Genomic DNA, 15,684 nt, shown 5'->3' on the forward strand with positions numbered 1-15,684 from the left:
CGCGGCTCCGGAGCCGGGTCCGCCGCCCGGTCCGCCCTTCGGTCCGCCCTTCGGTCCGCCCCCCGGTCCGCCCCTCGGTCCACCTCCGAGCGGTCCTCCGGGAGCGCCGCCCCGCCCGCCGCGGGACCGCTTCACGGTCGTCGTCCTCGCGGCGGTGGCCGCGGTGGCGGTGCTCGTCGTGGCGATCGGGGTTCCGGTCGCCGTGGGTCAGCTGCGCGCGGACGAGTCGTCGCGGGTCGAGCGCAACCTCGAGGAGGTGGTGGTCGTCGGTGACCTCAGCACGGAGCACACCTCGGGCGACGTGACCTACCCGCAGACCCCGCCGATCGGCGGCCCGCACGACGCGCGGTGGCTGGACTGCGGGGTGTACGACGAGCCGGTGCGCGAGGAGAACGCCGTCCACGACCTCGAGCACGGCACGGTGTGGATCACCTACGACCCCGACCTGGCCGCCGAGGACGTCGCCTCGCTGGCCGAGCGGCTGCCGGACAACGGCATCCTGTCGCCGTACCCAGGCCTGCCGGCACCCGTCGTCGTCACGGTGTGGGGACACCAGCTGCGCCTCGTCGGCGCGGACGACCCCCGCCTGGAGCTGTTCGTGGAGAGCCTCGGCGGCGGGCAGACCGCACCGGAGCCGTTCGCCTCCTGCGCGGGCGGCGTGCCGGACCCACAGGGCGGCGACGGCACCGGGAGCGGCGCCGAGGTCTGAACGGTCCGCGGGGCGGGCACGGTCGGGGCATGGACTCCGAGACCAGGACCTACCGCACCGGTGCCGAGGACACCGTCCTCGACCTGACCCGCGACTGCGCGGACTTCGTCCGGGGGCGGGGCGACGGCCTGCTCCACCTCTTCGTGCCGCACGCGACCGCGGGGCTCGCGATCCTCGAGACGGGTTCGGGCAGCGACGACGACCTGCTCGGCGCCCTCGCCGACCTGCTCCCCGCGGACGACCGGTGGCGGCACCGCCACGGCACCCCCGGCCACGGCCGCTCGCACGTGATGCCGGCGCTCGTCCCGCCGTACGCCACGGTCCCGGTGCTCGACGGCGACCTCGCCCTCGGCACCTGGCAGAGCGTGTGCCTGGTCGACCTCAACGTCGACAACCACGAGCGCCAGGTGCGGTTCAGCTTCCTGGGCGGCTGAGCCCGGGTCACCGGTCCGTCGAACACGCGTTCGATAGGGTGGCGGGATGGTCCACGTCGCCCCGCCCGGCTGGCCCGCCGACGTGCGGCCGCCGGACGCACCGGACTGGGAGCGGACGGCGGTCGGGTGGCTGCTCGACCAGTGCCCGCCGGAGTACCGCGGCCACGCCGTGCTCCGTCGCCACCCGGTCGCGCTCGCCCGCCTGGCCGGCTGGCACGTGGACGCCTGCCGGGCGAGCGCCCGGCACGGGCTGACGCAGGCGCGGACGGCCCTGCGCGACGCGCTGCCCGCGGACGTGGTGGAGGCGACGATCGCCGTGCTGCTCGCCGAGGAGGCGCGACTGGCCGGCGTCGAGCGTGCCGTCGGCCTGGTCGAGGCGGCGCTGCGCGGGCGGCGTTTCCCCGCACGGATGCCCGGGCTAGGTTCGCGGCATGAGTGAGCCGACCCGCTTCGCCTGCGTGCTGCTCGTCGACCGTCGCGGCTGGGTGCTCCTGCAGGAGCGTGACGAGCACGCGGTGATCGACCCCGAGACGTGGGGGATGCCCGGTGGCCACGTCGAGGACGGCGAGGGCTTCGAGGAGGCGGCGTACCGCGAGCTCGAGGAGGAGACCGGGCTGCGGCTCGCGCCGGGCGAGCTGCAGTTCTGGCGGGAGATCCCGACCGAGCACGCGTCGTACGGCGTGGGCTCGATGCAGGTGTACGCCGGCGTGGCCGACCTGACCGACGCGGACATCACCTGTGGCGAGGGCCGGCAGATCGTCTTCGTCGACCCGCACCTGGTGCCGACGCTCGAGCTGACCGGATCGGCGTACGACGCCCTCCCGGCGTTCCTCGCGAGCGAGCTCTACAGCACGATGGCCCCATGACCACCGCGAGCAGCACGGACCTGATCGTCCACCCGGTCCCCGCGCAGGGCGCGGAGGACGTCGTCGTCGCCACCTCCGGCCCGGACGAGGGCTGCGTCTTCACCGGCACCGAGGACGGCAGCATCTTCCGCGTCTCCCCGGACGGTGCCAAGGTCGACCGGGTCGCCCACACCGGCGGGCGCCCGCTCGGCATCGAGCTCGACGGCGACGGCCGGCTCCTGGTCTGCGACGCCAAGCGCGGCGTGCTGCGGGTCGACCCCGCGAGCGGCGCGGTGGAGACCGTGACCGACCGGGTCGGCGGGCAGCCGATGGTCTTCTGCAACAACGCCGCGATCGCCGGTGACGGGACGGTGTGGTTCTCGGACTCCTCGACGAAGTACGGCATCGAGCGCTGGAAGGACGACTTCATCCAGGTCACCCGCACCGGGCGGCTGATGCGGATGGCGACCGACGGCACCGTCGAGGTCGTGCTGGACAACCTGGCCTTCGCCAACGGCGTCGCGCTCAGCGCGGCGGAGGACTTCGTGTGCGTGGCCGAGACCGGCGCGCGCACCGTGGTCCGCCGGTGGCTGACCGGCGACCGCGCCGGGATGCGCGACCTGCTGTGCCAGAACCTGCCGGGCTACCCGGACAACATCGCGCGCGGCAGCGACGGGCTCATCTGGGTCACCCTCGCCAGCCCGCGCGACCCGGTCGTCGAGCGGCTGCAGGGCGCCCCGCTGCGCGTGCGCAAGCTGGTGACGCGGATCCCGCAGCGGCTCCAGCCGAAGCCGGCCCGGACGGTGCGGGTGCAGGCCTACGACGACGCCGGCCGGCTCGTCCACGACCTCGACCTCCCCGGCGAGCGGTACCACATGGTGACCGGCGTCCGGGAGCACGACGGCCGGGTCTGGATGGGCAGCCTGCACGAGCCGGCGATCGCGGTGCACGACCTGTGACGTCCTAGACTCGCCGCATGTCGCTCCTCGACTCGATCGCCGGTCCGCGGGACCTCCGCGCACTCACGCCCGAGGAGCTCGAGGTCCTCGCCGCGGAGATCCGGGACCTGCTCGTGCAGACCTGCTCCCGCATCGGCGGCCACCTCGGACCCAACCTCGGCGTCGTCGAGCTGACCCTCGCCATCCACCGCGTCTTCGACAGCCCGCGCGACCGGGTCGTCTTCGACACCGGCCACCAGTCCTACGTCCACAAGATCCTCACCGGTCGCGGCGGGCAGTTCGACGGGCTCCGCAAGGAGGGCGGCCTGTCGGGCTACCCGAGCCAGGCCGAGTCCGACCACGACATCGTCGAGAACTCCCACGCCTCGACCGCGCTGTCCTACGCCGACGGCCTCGCCAAGGCCTACGCGATCCGCGGCGAGGACCGGCACACCGTCGCGGTCATCGGCGACGGCGCGCTCACCGGCGGCATGGCGTGGGAGGCGCTCAACAACATCGCGATCGCCAAGGACAGCCGGCTGGTCATCGTCGTCAACGACAACGGCCGCTCCTACACGCCGACCATCGGCGGGCTCGCCAACGCGCTCACCACGCTGCGCACCAACCCGCGCTACGAGCAGGTGCTCGACCTGGTCAAGAAGCGCCTCAACGCCGTCCCGGGCGTCGGCCCGGCGGCGTACGACGCCCTGCACGCGATGAAGAAGGGCCTCAAGGACGCGCTCGCCCCGCAGGGCCTCTTCGAGGACCTCGGCCTGAAGTACGTCGGCCCCGTCGACGGCCACGACACCGTCGCCATGGAGGCGGCGCTGGAGAAGGCCAAGCGCTTCGGCGGGCCGGTGATCGTCCACGCCCTCACCCGCAAGGGCTTCGGGTACGACGCCGCCGAGCGGCACGAGGCCGACCAGTTCCACTCCCCGCAGCCCTTCGACATCGAGACCGGCGAGGAGAAGGCCCGCGGCCGGATCTGGACCGACGTGTTCTCCGACGAGATCGTCCGGATCGGCCAGCGGCGCAAGGACGTCGTCGCGATCACCGCGGCGATGATGCACCCGGTGGGCCTGGACCACTTCCAGGCCCGCTTCCCCGAGCGGACCTTCGACGTCGGCATCGCCGAGCAGCACGCCGCGACGTCCGCGGCCGGGCTCGCGATGGGCGGGCTGCACCCCGTGGTCGCGGTCTACGCGACGTTCCTCAACCGCGCCTTCGACCAGGTGCTGATGGACTGCGCGCTGCACCGCACCGGCGTCACGTTCGTGCTCGACCGCGCCGGCGTCACCGGCGACGACGGCGCCTCGCACAACGGCATGTGGGACATGTCGGTGCTGCAGGTCGTCCCCGGGCTGCGTCTCGCGGCGCCCCGCGACGCCGCGCGGCTGCGCGAGCTGCTCAACGAGGCCCTCGAGGTCGACGACGCGCCGACCGTGGTGCGGTTCCCGAAGGGCCCGCCGCCCGCGGACGTCGAGGCGGTCGGCAAGGCCGGCGGCGCCGACGTCCTGGTCCGCAACGGCACCAAGGACGTGCTCGTCGTGGCCGTCGGCTCGATGAACGAGGTCGCGCTCGGCGTCGCCGACCGCCTGGTCGCCCAGGGGATCGGCGTCACCGTCGTCGACCCGCGCTGGGTCAAGCCGGTCGACCCCGCGATCGTCGAGCTGGCGCGCGAGCACCGCCTCGTCGTCTCCGTCGAGGACAACGGCATCGTGGGCGGCTGCGGCTCGGTGCTGCTCCAGACCCTCGTCGAGGCCGGCGTGACCACGCCGGTGCGGCTGCGCGGCATCCCGCAGGAGTTCCTGCAGCACGCCAAGCGCGCCGCGATCCTCGAGCGCATCGGGCTCACCCCGCAGGCGCTCGCCCTCGACATCGTCGAGTACATGACCTCCGCTGACGATGGTCGTTTACCCGTCGATGTCGACCACCCCGTCTGAGCGGAACCGGAGCCCTCACCGGCTCGTGGTCCGGGTCGCGTGCTGGGCACTGCTGTGCTCGCTGGTGGGCCCGCTGCTGTCGGCGTGCTCGGTCCTCGGCGGTGACGACGACCCCTCCGGCGCGGCCACCGTCGCCGGCCCGCCCGCGGCCGCCGACGTCGTGGCCGGGCTCCGCCGTGCGCTGGAGCGCCGCGCCGACGCCGTACGTCGTGGTGACCGGCGCACCTTCGCCGCCGGCCTGGCCCGGCGTGCGACCGAGGTGCGCGCGCAGCAGCTGACCTGGTTCGACAACCTCGGGCAGCTGCCGCTGGCGGAGCTCGGCTACGACTTCGACCGCCGCAACATCGTCCGCCGCGGCGACGCCTACTGGGTCGTCGTCGAGCAGACCATGCAGCTGGCCGGGTACGACGACCGGCCGGTCGTCAGCCACGACCGGTTCCTCTTCCGCCCGTCGGCGCGCAACGAGCGGCGGATGCTCCTCGCGTCGGTGAGCGACCCGGCGTGGGAGGCCGAGCACGACGTGCAGCCGCAGCCGTGGGACCTGGGCCCGGTCGAGGTCCGCGGCGGTCTCGGCGTGCTGGGCGTCTTCGACGCCGGGAGCGTGGGCGCTGCTCCCGGCGTGATCGCGTCGGTCGAGAGGGGGATCGCGGACGTGTCGGCCGCCTTGCCCCAGCCGTGGCGGCGGACCGTCGTGGTCTACGCGCTGTCCTCGACGGAGTTCCTGCGGACCATCGACGAGCTGCCCGGTGGGGACCCGGAGCGGCTCGACGGGGTCGCCTTCCCCGTCGCCGCGGGACCGGGGGACGCCGGCGCCGCCGCGACCCGCTTCGCGCTGCACCCGCGGATGCTGGCGCGCTCGGGCCCCGAGCGGGACCGGCTGGTGCGCCACGAGCTGGTGCACGTCGCGCTCGGTGACCGGGACGACGAGGCGCCGGTCTGGCTCAGCGAGGGCATCGCCGAGTACGTCTCCGTCCGGCCGGTCGACCCCGCCGACCGCGCCGTCGCCGAGGCCGCCCTGGGCCGCGCCATCGACGGCGTCGACGGGCTGCCGACGGCGGAGTCGTTCACCGCGGCGGGGGACGACCCGGTCGCCAGCTACGGCCTGTCGTGGTGGATCTGCGAGTACGTCGCCCGCTCGTTCGGCGACGAGGCGCTGTGGTCGCTGCTGGACGCCCTGGGCGCGGCGGACGCCGACGAGGACACCGTCCTGCGCCGGGTCCTCGGCCTCACCGGCCGCCAGCTGGCCGACCGCGGCGCCCGGTTGATGGTCGCCACCTTCGTCCCAGACCTCAGCCGCCTCACGCCGGGCGACGGCTCCTCGGGCGGGCCGTCTGCTCCGGGCGGTCCGTCGGGGGAGCCGTCGGGTCAGGCCTCGGGCGTGCCCTCGCCGTCGCCCTCGAGCTCGGCCTTGCGGCGCCGTTCCGCCTCGTAGCGTCGACGCTGCTCCTCGGCCCGCTCGCGGACCTGGCGCAGGAACTCCTCGTCCTTCGCCGGGTCGCTCGCCGCCATCCGCCCCGGCCGCTCGTACTCCGGGAAGCCCGGCGCCGCCCCGCGCTCGCGCGTCAGCCGAGCGGGCGTGCCGGGCCGGCCGGCGACGAGCCAGGCCACGGACCCCACGAGCGGGAACAGCAGCACGAGGACGATCCACACCCACTTCGGCAGGTGCCGGACCCGCGACTGGTCGCTGACGATCGCGTCGACGAGGCAGTAGGCCCACAGGAGGAAGACGATCACCCCGGGCAGCAGTCTGATCACGGCAGAAGTGTCACCGAGCCACCCCCGGTCCGTGCGTGCCGTGTCCGTCCTGTGACCTCTCGACCTCGCTGGTCGAGCAGCGAGCCTCGGCGAGCGTCGTCGAGACCGGTGAGGTGCACCGTGCCCCCGGCGGCCGGTCGGGGAGCGCGCTCGCGCCGTCCCGTCGAGCCGATGCGTGTCGACATCCGCGCGACCGGACGGTCGATCGAGCCGGCCTCGCCGAGGGTTGCGCAGCGGGTCTCGAGACGGGCCTGGCGGCCCTCCTCGACCGACCGGCGCTCGGAGGACCGGGAGGCGCCGTCCGCGAACCGGAGACCGGCTCAGGGTCCTGGAAGGACCTTCGGTGGCGACATGTACCTGGAGAACGTCGTCTTCGACGCCTCGGCTCCACGGGAGCTGGGGCGGTTCTGGGAGGCCGTGGCCGCGGGGGAGCAGCTCACCGACGAGCCTGCCGGCTACGAGACCCGGCTCAGCGTGCCCGGCGGGCCGGAGCTCGACCTGTGCTTCCAGCCGGTCCCCGAGCCAGCGGCCGGGTCACCGCGGCTGCACCTGGACGTCGGGGGCGGAGCCGACGAGGTCGCGCTGTTGCTGGCCCTCGGCGCCCGCCGCGCCGGCGCCGACGGTGGCGGCGACCAGGACGGGGTCGAGGCGCTCCTCGACCCCGAGGGCAACCCGTTCCGCGTCGTGGCGGCCGGCGAGAGGCCCCTGGCCGCGATCCGGCTCGAGTCCGCGGACCCGGAGCGGGACGTGGCGTTCTGGGCCTGGCTCACGAGCTGGGTCGCGGTGCCGGGTGCGCCGGCGGCGCTGCGGCACCCGTCGGGCCTCGGCCCGGTCCTCGAGCTGGTGCCCGAGGCGGGAGCGAAGGGCGCGACCAAGAACCGGCGGCACCTCGACCTGCGGCTCGAGCCGGGTGACGACGCGGTCGCGGCCGGGATCGCCGCCCGCGGGGGACGCGAGCTCCCGCAGGAGTGGGGCGAGCTGCCCTGGCGCTCCTACGCCGATCCCTCCGGCAACGAGCTCTGCCTCCTGCCCGCCCGGTCCTGAGGGGCCCCGGGACCGCCGCGGACGGGTGCGACGAGGGTCAAGGGGTTACCTGCAGGCCGTGAGCGTGTTCAGGACGAAGTCCGTGGAGCAGTCCATCGCCGACACCGACGACCCGGAGACCCGGCTGCGCAAGAACCTGCGCGCCGTGGACCTGGTGGTCTTCGGCGTCGGCGTGATCGTCGGCGCCGGCATCTTCGTGCTGACCGGCACGGTGGCGGCGTCGCACTCCGGCCCGGCGCTCGCGCTGAGCTTCCTCATCGCCGCACTGACGTGCGCGCTGGCGGCGCTGTGCTACGCCGAGTTCGCCTCGACCGTCCCGGTCGCGGGCAGTGCGTACACGTTCAGCTACGCCACGATGGGCGAGCTGGTCGCGTGGATCATCGGCTGGGACCTGGTGCTGGAGTTCACCATCGGCTCCGCGGCGCTGTCGGTGAGCTTCTCGGGCTACCTCCAGGAGCTGCTCGCGGGCACGCCCCTCGAGGTGCCCGCGTCGCTGGCCAGCGCCAGCGACGGCTGGGTGAACCTCCCGGCGGTCGTGATCGCGCTGCTGGTGATGGGCCTGCTGGTCCGCGGCACCAAGCTCTCCAGCGTCGTCAACCAGGTCGTCGTTGCGATCAAGCTGGCCGTCGTCGCGGCGGTGATCGTGGTCGGCATCGCCTACGTCGACCCGGCCAACTGGGTGCCGTTCGTCCCGGAGTCCCAGCCCGCGCCGGACTCCCAGGGTGGGTTCACCGACCTGCCGCTCATCACGTCGCTGCTCGGCATCGAGCCGGCGATCTTCGGCGTCGCCGGCGTGGTCAGCGGCGCGGCGATCGTGTTCTTCGCCTTCATCGGCTTCGACATCGTCGCGACCACGGCCGAGGAGGCCGAGAACCCGCAGCGCGACGTCCCGATCGGCATCCTCGGCTCGCTCGCGATCGTCACCGCGCTGTACGCCGCGGTGAGCCTCGTCGTCACCGGCATCCAGCCCTACGACGAGATCGACCCGGACGACGAGGCGCCGCTGGCCACCGCCTTCAGCGCGGCCGGCGTGAACTGGATGGGCGACCTGATCTCGGTGGGTGCCTGCATCGGCCTGGTGGTCGTCGCGATGATCCTCATGCTCGGCCAGAGCCGGGTCGCCTTCGCGATGGGCCGCGACGGCCTGCTGCCCCGTCCGATCGCCAAGGTCCACCCGCGCTGGGGCACGCCGTACCGCGTCACCATCATCACCGGCCTCGCCGTCGCCGCCATCGCCGGCTTCGTCGACCTCTCGACGCTGGCCAACCTGGTCAACATCGGCACCCTCTTCGCCTTCCTGCTCGTCAGCATCGGCGTGGTCGTGCTCCGGCGCACCCGCCCGGACCTGCCGCGGGCCTTCCGCACGCCGATGGCGCCGGTGGTGGCGACGCTGTCGACGCTGCTGTGCGTCTACCTCATGCTCAACCTGACCGGCGAGACCTGGATCCGCTTCCTGGCCTGGATGGCGATCGGCGTGGTGGTCTACCTGCTCTACGGCATGCGCCACAGCCGTCTGGCCCAGCGCTCGACCCGGGAACCGGACGCCGAGCCCACCCCATAGGCTGGCGGGGTGACCCAGGAACCCCGTCTCGTGCACATCGTCGACGAGGTGCCCGAGCTCGACGACGTCACCGACCTCACCATGGTGCTCGTGCTCGACGGGTTCCTCGACGCCGGCAACGCGGCCGCCCGGGCGGCGCAGCACCTCGTCGACCTCTCCGACGCCCCGACGCCGGGCGGCAAGGTGGTGGCGACCTTCGACGTCGACTCCTTCCACGACTACCGCGCGCGGCGCCCGGCGGTCTCCTTCGTCCGCGACCACTACGAGCAGTACGACGCCCCGCGCCTGGTCGCGCGGCTCCTGCGCGACACCGGCGGCACGCCGTACCTGCTGCTCCACGGCCCCGAGCCCGACAACCGCTGGGAGGCCTTCGCGCGCGCGGTCCGCGAGGTCGTCGAGCGGCTCGGCGTGACCCGCGTGGTGGCGATGGGGTCGGTCCCGATGGCGGTGCCGCACACCCGGCCGATCGCGATCACCCACCACGCCAACGACCACGCCGAGCCGGTCGGGCAGAGCCCGTGGCGCGGCGAGCTCCGCGTGCCCAGCAGCGCCCAGGCGCTGCTGGAGATCCGGCTGGGGGAGTGGGGCCACCCGGCGCTCGGGTTCGTCGCGCACATCCCGCACTACCTCGCGCAGCTGGACTACCCGCAGGCGTCGGCGGCGCTGCTCGAGCAGGTCGAGCGCGGCGGCCGGCTGACCATCGACCTCTCCGGCCTGCGCGCCGAGGCCGAGGACCGCGAGGTCGAGATCACCCGCTACCTCGCCGCCAACGAGGAGGTCGCCGAGGTCGTCGCCGCGCTGGAGCGGCAGTACGACGCGTTCGAGCGCAGCGAGGAGTCCGGCAGCAACCTGCTCGCCGAGGACCAGCCGCTGCCCAGCGGGGAGGAGCTCGGCCAGCAGTTCGAGCAGTTCCTCGCCGCGCTCGACGACGACCCGAAGTCCGGCACCGACAGCGGCACCGACGACGACGGGGAGGGCTGAGTGCCCCGCGACGCCGACGAGCTCGTCGAGCTGCTCGACCTCGAGACGATCGACACCAACCTGTTCCGCGGCCGGCAGGCGGTCACCTCGCTCCCGCGGGTCTTCGGCGGGCAGGCCGCGGCGCAGGCGGTGGTGGCCGCAGGGCGCACCGTCGACCCGGCGTACGCGCTGCACTCGCTGCACTCCTACTTCCTGCAGCCCGGCGACACCTCCACGCCGACGATCTACGACGTCGAGACGATCCGGGAGTCCCGCTCCTTCGCGACCCGGCGGGTGCTCGCCCGTCAGCACGGCCGGCCGATCTACGCGCTGACCGCCGACTTCCAGCGCCCCGAGGAGAGCTGGGAGCACCAGCAGGCCGCACCGACCGTGCCGCCGCCCGAGGAGTGCCTCGACCCCAAGCCGCTGCTGGGCCAGGCCCCGGACGACCCCGAGTGGGGCGTGATGGACGTGCGGTACGTCGGCACGAGCGCCGACGACGCGCTCGAGCCCGACGACGTGCGCCCCGGCCGCCAGCGGGTGTGGCTGCGCGCCCGCGGCCGGCTGCCCGACGACCCGTTCGTCCACCTGGCGGTCTTCACGTACTTCTCCGACATGTTCCTCATGGGCTCCGCGCTCGCGCCCCACGGCATCCGCGCCGGCAGCCGCGAGGCGATGATCGCCTCGCTCGACCACGCGGTGTGGTTCCACCGGCCCTTCCGCGCCGACGAGTGGTGGCTCTACGACCAGGACTCGCCGTTCGCCGGCGGTGGCCGCGGCCTCGTGCACGGTCGCGTCCACACCCCCGACGGCACCCTCGTCGCCTCGGTCTCCCAGGAGGCGCTGCTGCGCAAGCCGCGCCCGCAGCGCCCGACGGCCTCGGAGGACGCGTGAGCACGCCCGTCGAGGAGCTGCTGGCCCTGCTCGACGTCGAGGACATCGACGTCGACCTCTTCCGCGGCGCCCAGCCCGACTCCGCCCGCGCCCGCGTGTACGGCGGTCAGGTCGCCGCGCAGGCACTGGTCGCGGCGACCCGGACGGTCGGCGAGGAGTACGCCGTCCACTCGCTGCACTCCTACTTCCTGCTGCCCGGCGACTACTCCGTGCCGATCGTCTACGACGTCGAGCGCATCCGCGACGGGCGCTCGTTCCTGACCCGCCGGGTGGTGGCCCGGCAGCACGGCCGGCCGATCTACTACCAGACGCTCAACTTCCAGCGGCCCGAGGAGGGCTGGGAGCACCAGGACGCGATGCCGCAGGTGGGCCGGCCCGACGACGGCGTCGACATGGTCGAGCTGATGCGCCGCCGCGGGGCCGCCGACGCCGACGCCCTGGGCAAGGAGTGGAGCGCGATCGACGTGCGCTACCTCGGCAACACGCGGCGCGGGCTGCCGCCCCACCCCGAGCACCAGGCCCAGGCGCAGATATGGATCCGGCTCAAGGAGCGGCTGCCCGACGACCCGGTGGCCCACCTGGGGACGTTCGCCTACGCCAGCGACATCAGCCTGCTCGGCGCCGCGCTGGCCGCCCACCCGGCCGACCCGAGCAGCACGATGATGGCCTCGCTCGACCACACCATCTGGTTCCACCGGCCGTTCCGCGCCGACGAGTGGTGGCTCTACGACCAGTGGTCCCCGTCGGCCTCGGGCGGTCGCGGGCTGTCGCTGGGCCGGGTGTTCACCGAGGACGGCACGCTCGTCGCGACCGTCGCCCAGGAGGGGCTGATCCGCCCGCGCCGGTGAGCGCGCCGGTCCGGTCGGGCATGTGCAGGGGTCCCCGGTTCACCGGGGACCCCTGCACTTCTCAGGGGAGATCTCCCCTGAGAAGTGCCGGACTTCCCTGCGAAGTGCGCCTCAGAGATCGGTCGTGCGGCCCGCCAGGTGCGGGGCACCCGAGCGGGGATTGCTCAGCGAGAAGGCGTAGCCGTCGTCGAGCGGGCGCGACCCGAAGGCCACCTTGCCCGGCAGCAGGACCGGCTTCTTGAACGCCACGTCGACCCGGACGGCGTCGGCGAGGCGGTTCTCGAGGGCGGCGGTGCAGCGGGCCAGCGTCCACATGCCGTGCGCGATCTGGCGGGGGAAGCCCAGTGCCTTCGCGGTCAGCGGGTGCAGGTGGATCGGGTTGTGGTCGCCCGAGACCGCGGCGTAGGTCCGGCCGAGGTCGCCGGGCAGCGACCAGACCGTGCCGCCGGCGGGTGCGTCGGGGAACGTCGCGCCGGCCGGGGCCGACTCCTCGCCCTTGCCGCGCCGCAGGTACGCCGAGGTCTCCCCCCACACCGTCTCGCCCCCGGCGGTGACGGTGGTGCGGAAGTCGTAGACCGTGCCCTTCGCATGGGGACGGGCCGGGTCGACCGCGACCGTGACGGCGAGCGACTCGCCGACCCGGACCGGCCGGTGCTGGGTGATGGAGTTCTCCAGGTGCACCGTGCCGATCGGCGGCGCCGGGAACGCCGGGTCACTCATGAGCGCCATGTGGAGCGGGAAGGCGAGCATGTGCGGGTACGGCAGCGGGACGGTGTCCTTGACCGGGAAGCCGCAGACGGCGGCGTACCGCTCGACGTGCGCGCGCTCGACGGTGACCGGCGGCCGGCTGAACGACAGGCCGGCGAAGTCCTTGCCGGACGCCTTCCGGATCCCCGGCAGCTGGCCGACGACGGGCAGCGAGGGGAGCGCCGCCTTGAGCAGCGTGGTGAGGCCGCCGGTGTCGCCGGACACCTCGCGCGTCTCGGGGGCACCCATCAGGCGCCCAGCATCATCTGGCCGCAGACGCGGACGACGTTGCCGTTGACCGCGCTGGAGGCCGGGTTGGCGTACCAGGCGATCGTCTCGGCGACGTCGACCGGCAGGCCGCCCTGGGACATCGCGTTGAGCCGCTGGCCGACCTCGCGGGTCGCGAACGGCACGGCCGCCGTCATCTGGGTGATGATGAAGCCCGGTGCGACGGCGTTGATCGTGATGCCGTCCTCGAGCTCGTCGGCCAGCGAGTCGACGAGGCCGATGACGCCGGCCTTGGAGGCCGCGTAGTTGGTCTGGCCGACGTTGCCGGCGATGCCCGCGATGGACGCGACGCCGATGATCGAACCGTGGGCGTTCACGACGCCCTGGTCGAGGAGCTCGCGGGTGATCCGCTCCGGGGCGGTGAGGTTGACGCCGATCACCGAGTCCCAGCGGTCCTCGGCCATGTTCGCGAGCTTCTTGTCGCGGGTGATGCCGGCGTTGTGCACGACGACGTCGACGCCGCCGTGCTTCTCCTCGAGGTGGTGGGCGATCCGCTGCGGCGCGTCCTTGCCGGTGATGTCGAGGGTCAGCCAGTCGCCGTCGAGCTCCTTCATCAGCTGCTGGAGCGGGTCGGCGGCCTGGGGCACGTCAACGCCCACGACGGTGGCGCCGTCGCGGTGCAGGACCCGGGCGATCGACTCGCCGATGCCGCGGCTGGCGCCGGTGACGAGCGCGACCTTGCCCGCGAGCGGCTGCTGCCAGTCGGCCACCTCGCCGGCGACGGTGGCGCCGTGGGCGCCGATCCGGACGACCTGGCCCGAGACGTACGCCGACTTCGGCGAGAGCAGGAACGCCAGCGTGCTGGTGACCGCGGACTCGGCGCCCTCGGCGACGTACACGAGCTGGGAGGTGCCGCCGCGGCCGATCTCCTTGCCGAGGCTGCGCGTGAAGCCCTCGAGCGCCCGCTGCGCGACCCGCTCGGCGCCGCTGACCTGCTCCGGCGGGGTGCCGAGGACGACGACGCGGGGGTTGGTCTCCAGGCTGCGCAGCAGCGGGGTGAAGAAGTCACGCAGGGCGACGAGGTCGGCCGAGGTGGTCAGGCCGGTGGCGTCGAAGACCAAGCCCTTGAAGCGCTGGCCCTCGGCCGGCGGGCCGGTCACCTCGGTCGAGGCGATGCCGACCGTGTCGAGGATGCCGGAGAGCGACTCGGCGAGGCGGCCGCGGCCCCCGAGGCCGACCGTGCCCGAGACGAGCGGAGCCCCGGCCTCGTACCGCTCCAGCTTGGTGGGGTTCGGCAGGCCGAGGTTCTTGACCAGGATCTTGCCGATCGGGGACGAGGTGAAGTCGCGGTAACGGTCGCTCATGCTGCTCCATGTAACTAGAGGTGTAACTCGGAGTCCACATTTCGTGACGTGGCCCTCATGTCCTTCTGAACTCGAGAGATCGGGGCAAGGATAGATACATGGAGAACACCACTCGCCGCGTCGCCGTCCTCGGCGGCAACCGCATCCCCTTCGCCCGGTCGAACGGTGCCTACTCGACCGCCTCGAACCAGGACATGCTCACCGCCGCGATCGACGGCCTCGTCGCCCGCTACGGCCTCGAGGGCGAGCGCGTCGGCGAGGTCGTCGCCGGCGCCGTGCTCAAGCACGCGCGTGACTTCAACCTGGCCCGCGAGTCCGTGCTGGGCTCCAAGCTCGCGCCGACCACCCCGGCCACCGACATCCAGGAGGCCTGCGGCACCGGCCTCCAGGCCGCCATCCAGGTCGCGAACAAGATCGCCCTGGGCCAGATCGACTCCGGCATCGCCGGCGGCACCGACACCACCTCCGACGCACCGGTCGCGATCAGCGACAAGCTGCGCAAGAAGCTGATGAAGGTCAACGCGGCCAAGGACACCAAGGGCCGGCTGACCGCCCTGGGCCAGATCCGTCCCGGCGACATCGGCCTGGAGATCCCCAAGAACGGCGAGCCCCGCACCGGCCTGTCGATGGGCGACCACGCCGCGCTGACCGCGCTGGAGTGGCAGATCACCCGCGAGGCCCAGGACGAGCTCGCGGCCGCCTCCCACCAGAACCTCGCTGCGGCGTACGACAAGGGCTGGAACGACGATCTCGTGACGCCGTTCCGCGGCCTCGAGCGCGACAACAACCTGCGCGGCGACTCCACCGTCGAGAAGCTCGCCAAGCTCAAGCCGGTCTTCGGCAAGGGCGAGTCGGCCACGATGACCGCCGCCAACTCCACCCCGCTGACCGACGGCGCCTCCGCGGTGCTGCTCGGCTCGGAGGAGTGGGCCGGCGAGCACGGCCTCGAGCCGCTCGCGTGGTTCGTGGACTCCGAGACCGCGGCCGTCGACTACGTCCACGGCGGCGAGGGCCTGCTGATGGCGCCGGCGTACGCCGTGCCGCGCATGCTCGCGCGCAACGGCCTGACCCTGCAGGACTTCGACTTCTACGAGATCCACGAGGCGTTCGCCTCGCAGGTGCTCTCCACGCTCAAGGCGTGGGAGGACCCGGTCTTCTGCAAGGAGCGCCTCGGCCTCGACGCGCCGCTCGGCTCGATCGACCGCTCGAAGCTGAACGTCAACGGCTCCTCGCTCGCCGCGGGCCACCCGTTCGCCGCGACCGGCGGCCGGATCATCGCCAACCTGGCCAAGCTGCTCGCCGAGAAGGGCTCGGGCCGCGGCCTGATCTCGATCTGCGCCGCTGGTGGCCAGGGCGTCGTCGCGATCCTGGAGCGCTGACCCGCACCGCACCCGTGAGCACGGCGAGGGGCCGG

Annotated in this window: 16 protein-coding genes; 13 read left to right on the forward strand and 3 right to left on the reverse strand. The window is 73.5% G+C overall.

The features are described from left to right. Positions 1–154 precede the first annotated feature (154 nt). The 7 genes from QWY28_RS20135 to QWY28_RS20165 all read left to right on the forward strand — a co-directional run bounded on the left by QWY28_RS20135 (position 155) and on the right by QWY28_RS20165 (position 6,301). Positions 155–709: a thioredoxin-like domain-containing protein gene (locus QWY28_RS20135; protein ID WP_300954487.1), complete on the forward strand. Its 555-nt coding sequence runs from the start codon at positions 155–157 to the stop codon at positions 707–709. 29 nt (positions 710–738) lie between these two features. Then, on the forward strand, positions 739–1,143 hold the full coding sequence (locus QWY28_RS20140) for a YjbQ family protein (protein WP_300954488.1): 405 nt from the start codon (positions 739–741) through the stop codon (positions 1,141–1,143). 46 nt (positions 1,144–1,189) lie between these two features. After that, on the forward strand, positions 1,190–1,582 hold the full coding sequence (locus QWY28_RS20145) for a hypothetical protein (RefSeq protein ID WP_300954489.1): 393 nt from the start codon (positions 1,190–1,192) through the stop codon (positions 1,580–1,582). Next, the gene (locus QWY28_RS20150; RefSeq protein WP_300954490.1) at positions 1,575–2,009 is read left to right on the forward strand and encodes an NUDIX domain-containing protein; all 435 of its coding nucleotides are present in this window, start codon (positions 1,575–1,577) and stop codon (positions 2,007–2,009) included. Before QWY28_RS20145 ends, QWY28_RS20150 begins: the two co-directional genes overlap by 8 nt. Continuing rightward, positions 2,006–2,947, forward strand: coding sequence for an SMP-30/gluconolactonase/LRE family protein (locus QWY28_RS20155; protein ID WP_300954492.1), 942 nt, complete (start codon positions 2,006–2,008; stop codon positions 2,945–2,947). The genes QWY28_RS20150 and QWY28_RS20155 overlap by 4 nt, the downstream gene beginning before the upstream one ends. Positions 2,948–2,964: 17 nt before the next feature. Beyond that, entirely contained in the window at positions 2,965–4,869 is a 1,905-nt protein-coding gene (gene dxs, locus QWY28_RS20160; protein WP_300954494.1) for a 1-deoxy-D-xylulose-5-phosphate synthase, read from the forward strand. 64 nt (positions 4,870–4,933) lie between these two features. Continuing rightward, positions 4,934–6,301 (forward strand): gluzincin family metallopeptidase, encoded by a 1,368-nt coding sequence (locus QWY28_RS20165; protein WP_300954495.1) that lies wholly within the window; start codon positions 4,934–4,936, stop codon positions 6,299–6,301. Here the strand turns inward: QWY28_RS20165 and QWY28_RS20170 are convergent. Further along, positions 6,235–6,624, reverse strand: coding sequence for a PLD nuclease N-terminal domain-containing protein (locus tag QWY28_RS20170; protein ID WP_300954496.1), 390 nt, complete (start codon positions 6,622–6,624; stop codon positions 6,235–6,237). The genes QWY28_RS20165 and QWY28_RS20170 overlap by 67 nt on opposite strands. 351 nt (positions 6,625–6,975) lie before the next feature. Between QWY28_RS20170 and QWY28_RS20175 the strand changes: the two genes are divergently transcribed. The 5 genes from QWY28_RS20175 to QWY28_RS20195 are packed head-to-tail and all read left to right on the forward strand — an operon-like array spanning position 6,976 to position 11,931. Further along, complete coding sequence (locus QWY28_RS20175; RefSeq protein ID WP_300954498.1) at positions 6,976–7,668, forward strand: VOC family protein; 693 nt, start codon at positions 6,976–6,978, stop codon at positions 7,666–7,668. Between the two features lie 58 nt (positions 7,669–7,726). Continuing rightward, entirely contained in the window at positions 7,727–9,229 is a 1,503-nt protein-coding gene (locus QWY28_RS20180) for an amino acid permease (RefSeq protein WP_300954501.1), read from the forward strand. A 9-nt stretch (positions 9,230–9,238) separates the two neighbouring features. Then, positions 9,239–10,210, forward strand: coding sequence for a PAC2 family protein (locus QWY28_RS20185; protein WP_300954503.1), 972 nt, complete (start codon positions 9,239–9,241; stop codon positions 10,208–10,210). Further along, positions 10,211–11,083: an acyl-CoA thioesterase gene (locus QWY28_RS20190; RefSeq protein WP_300954505.1), complete on the forward strand. Its 873-nt coding sequence runs from the start codon at positions 10,211–10,213 to the stop codon at positions 11,081–11,083. After that, positions 11,080–11,931, forward strand: coding sequence for an acyl-CoA thioesterase (locus QWY28_RS20195; protein WP_300954507.1), 852 nt, complete (start codon positions 11,080–11,082; stop codon positions 11,929–11,931). Before QWY28_RS20190 ends, QWY28_RS20195 begins: the two co-directional genes overlap by 4 nt. 111 nt (positions 11,932–12,042) lie before the next feature. On the opposite strand, the gene QWY28_RS20200 is transcribed toward QWY28_RS20195, so the two are convergent. Both QWY28_RS20200 and QWY28_RS20205 read right to left on the reverse strand, forming a co-directional pair. Continuing rightward, positions 12,043–12,927: a MaoC/PaaZ C-terminal domain-containing protein gene (locus QWY28_RS20200; RefSeq protein ID WP_300954510.1), complete on the reverse strand. Its 885-nt coding sequence runs from the start codon at positions 12,925–12,927 to the stop codon at positions 12,043–12,045. After that, positions 12,927–14,270: a 3-oxoacyl-ACP reductase gene (locus QWY28_RS20205; RefSeq protein WP_300954513.1), complete on the reverse strand. Its 1,344-nt coding sequence runs from the start codon at positions 14,268–14,270 to the stop codon at positions 12,927–12,929. The genes QWY28_RS20200 and QWY28_RS20205 overlap by 1 nt, the downstream gene beginning before the upstream one ends. Positions 14,271–14,368: 98 nt before the next feature. On the opposite strand from QWY28_RS20205, the gene QWY28_RS20210 reads away from it, so the two are divergent. Next, a complete protein-coding gene (locus QWY28_RS20210; RefSeq protein WP_300954516.1) occupies positions 14,369–15,649 on the forward strand; it encodes an acetyl-CoA C-acetyltransferase in 1,281 nt (426 codons plus the stop codon). Positions 15,650–15,684 lie beyond the last annotated feature (35 nt).

It is taken from the genome of Nocardioides oceani, assembly GCF_030412965.1.
Lineage (GTDB): Bacteria > Actinomycetota > Actinomycetes > Propionibacteriales > Nocardioidaceae > Nocardioides > Nocardioides oceani.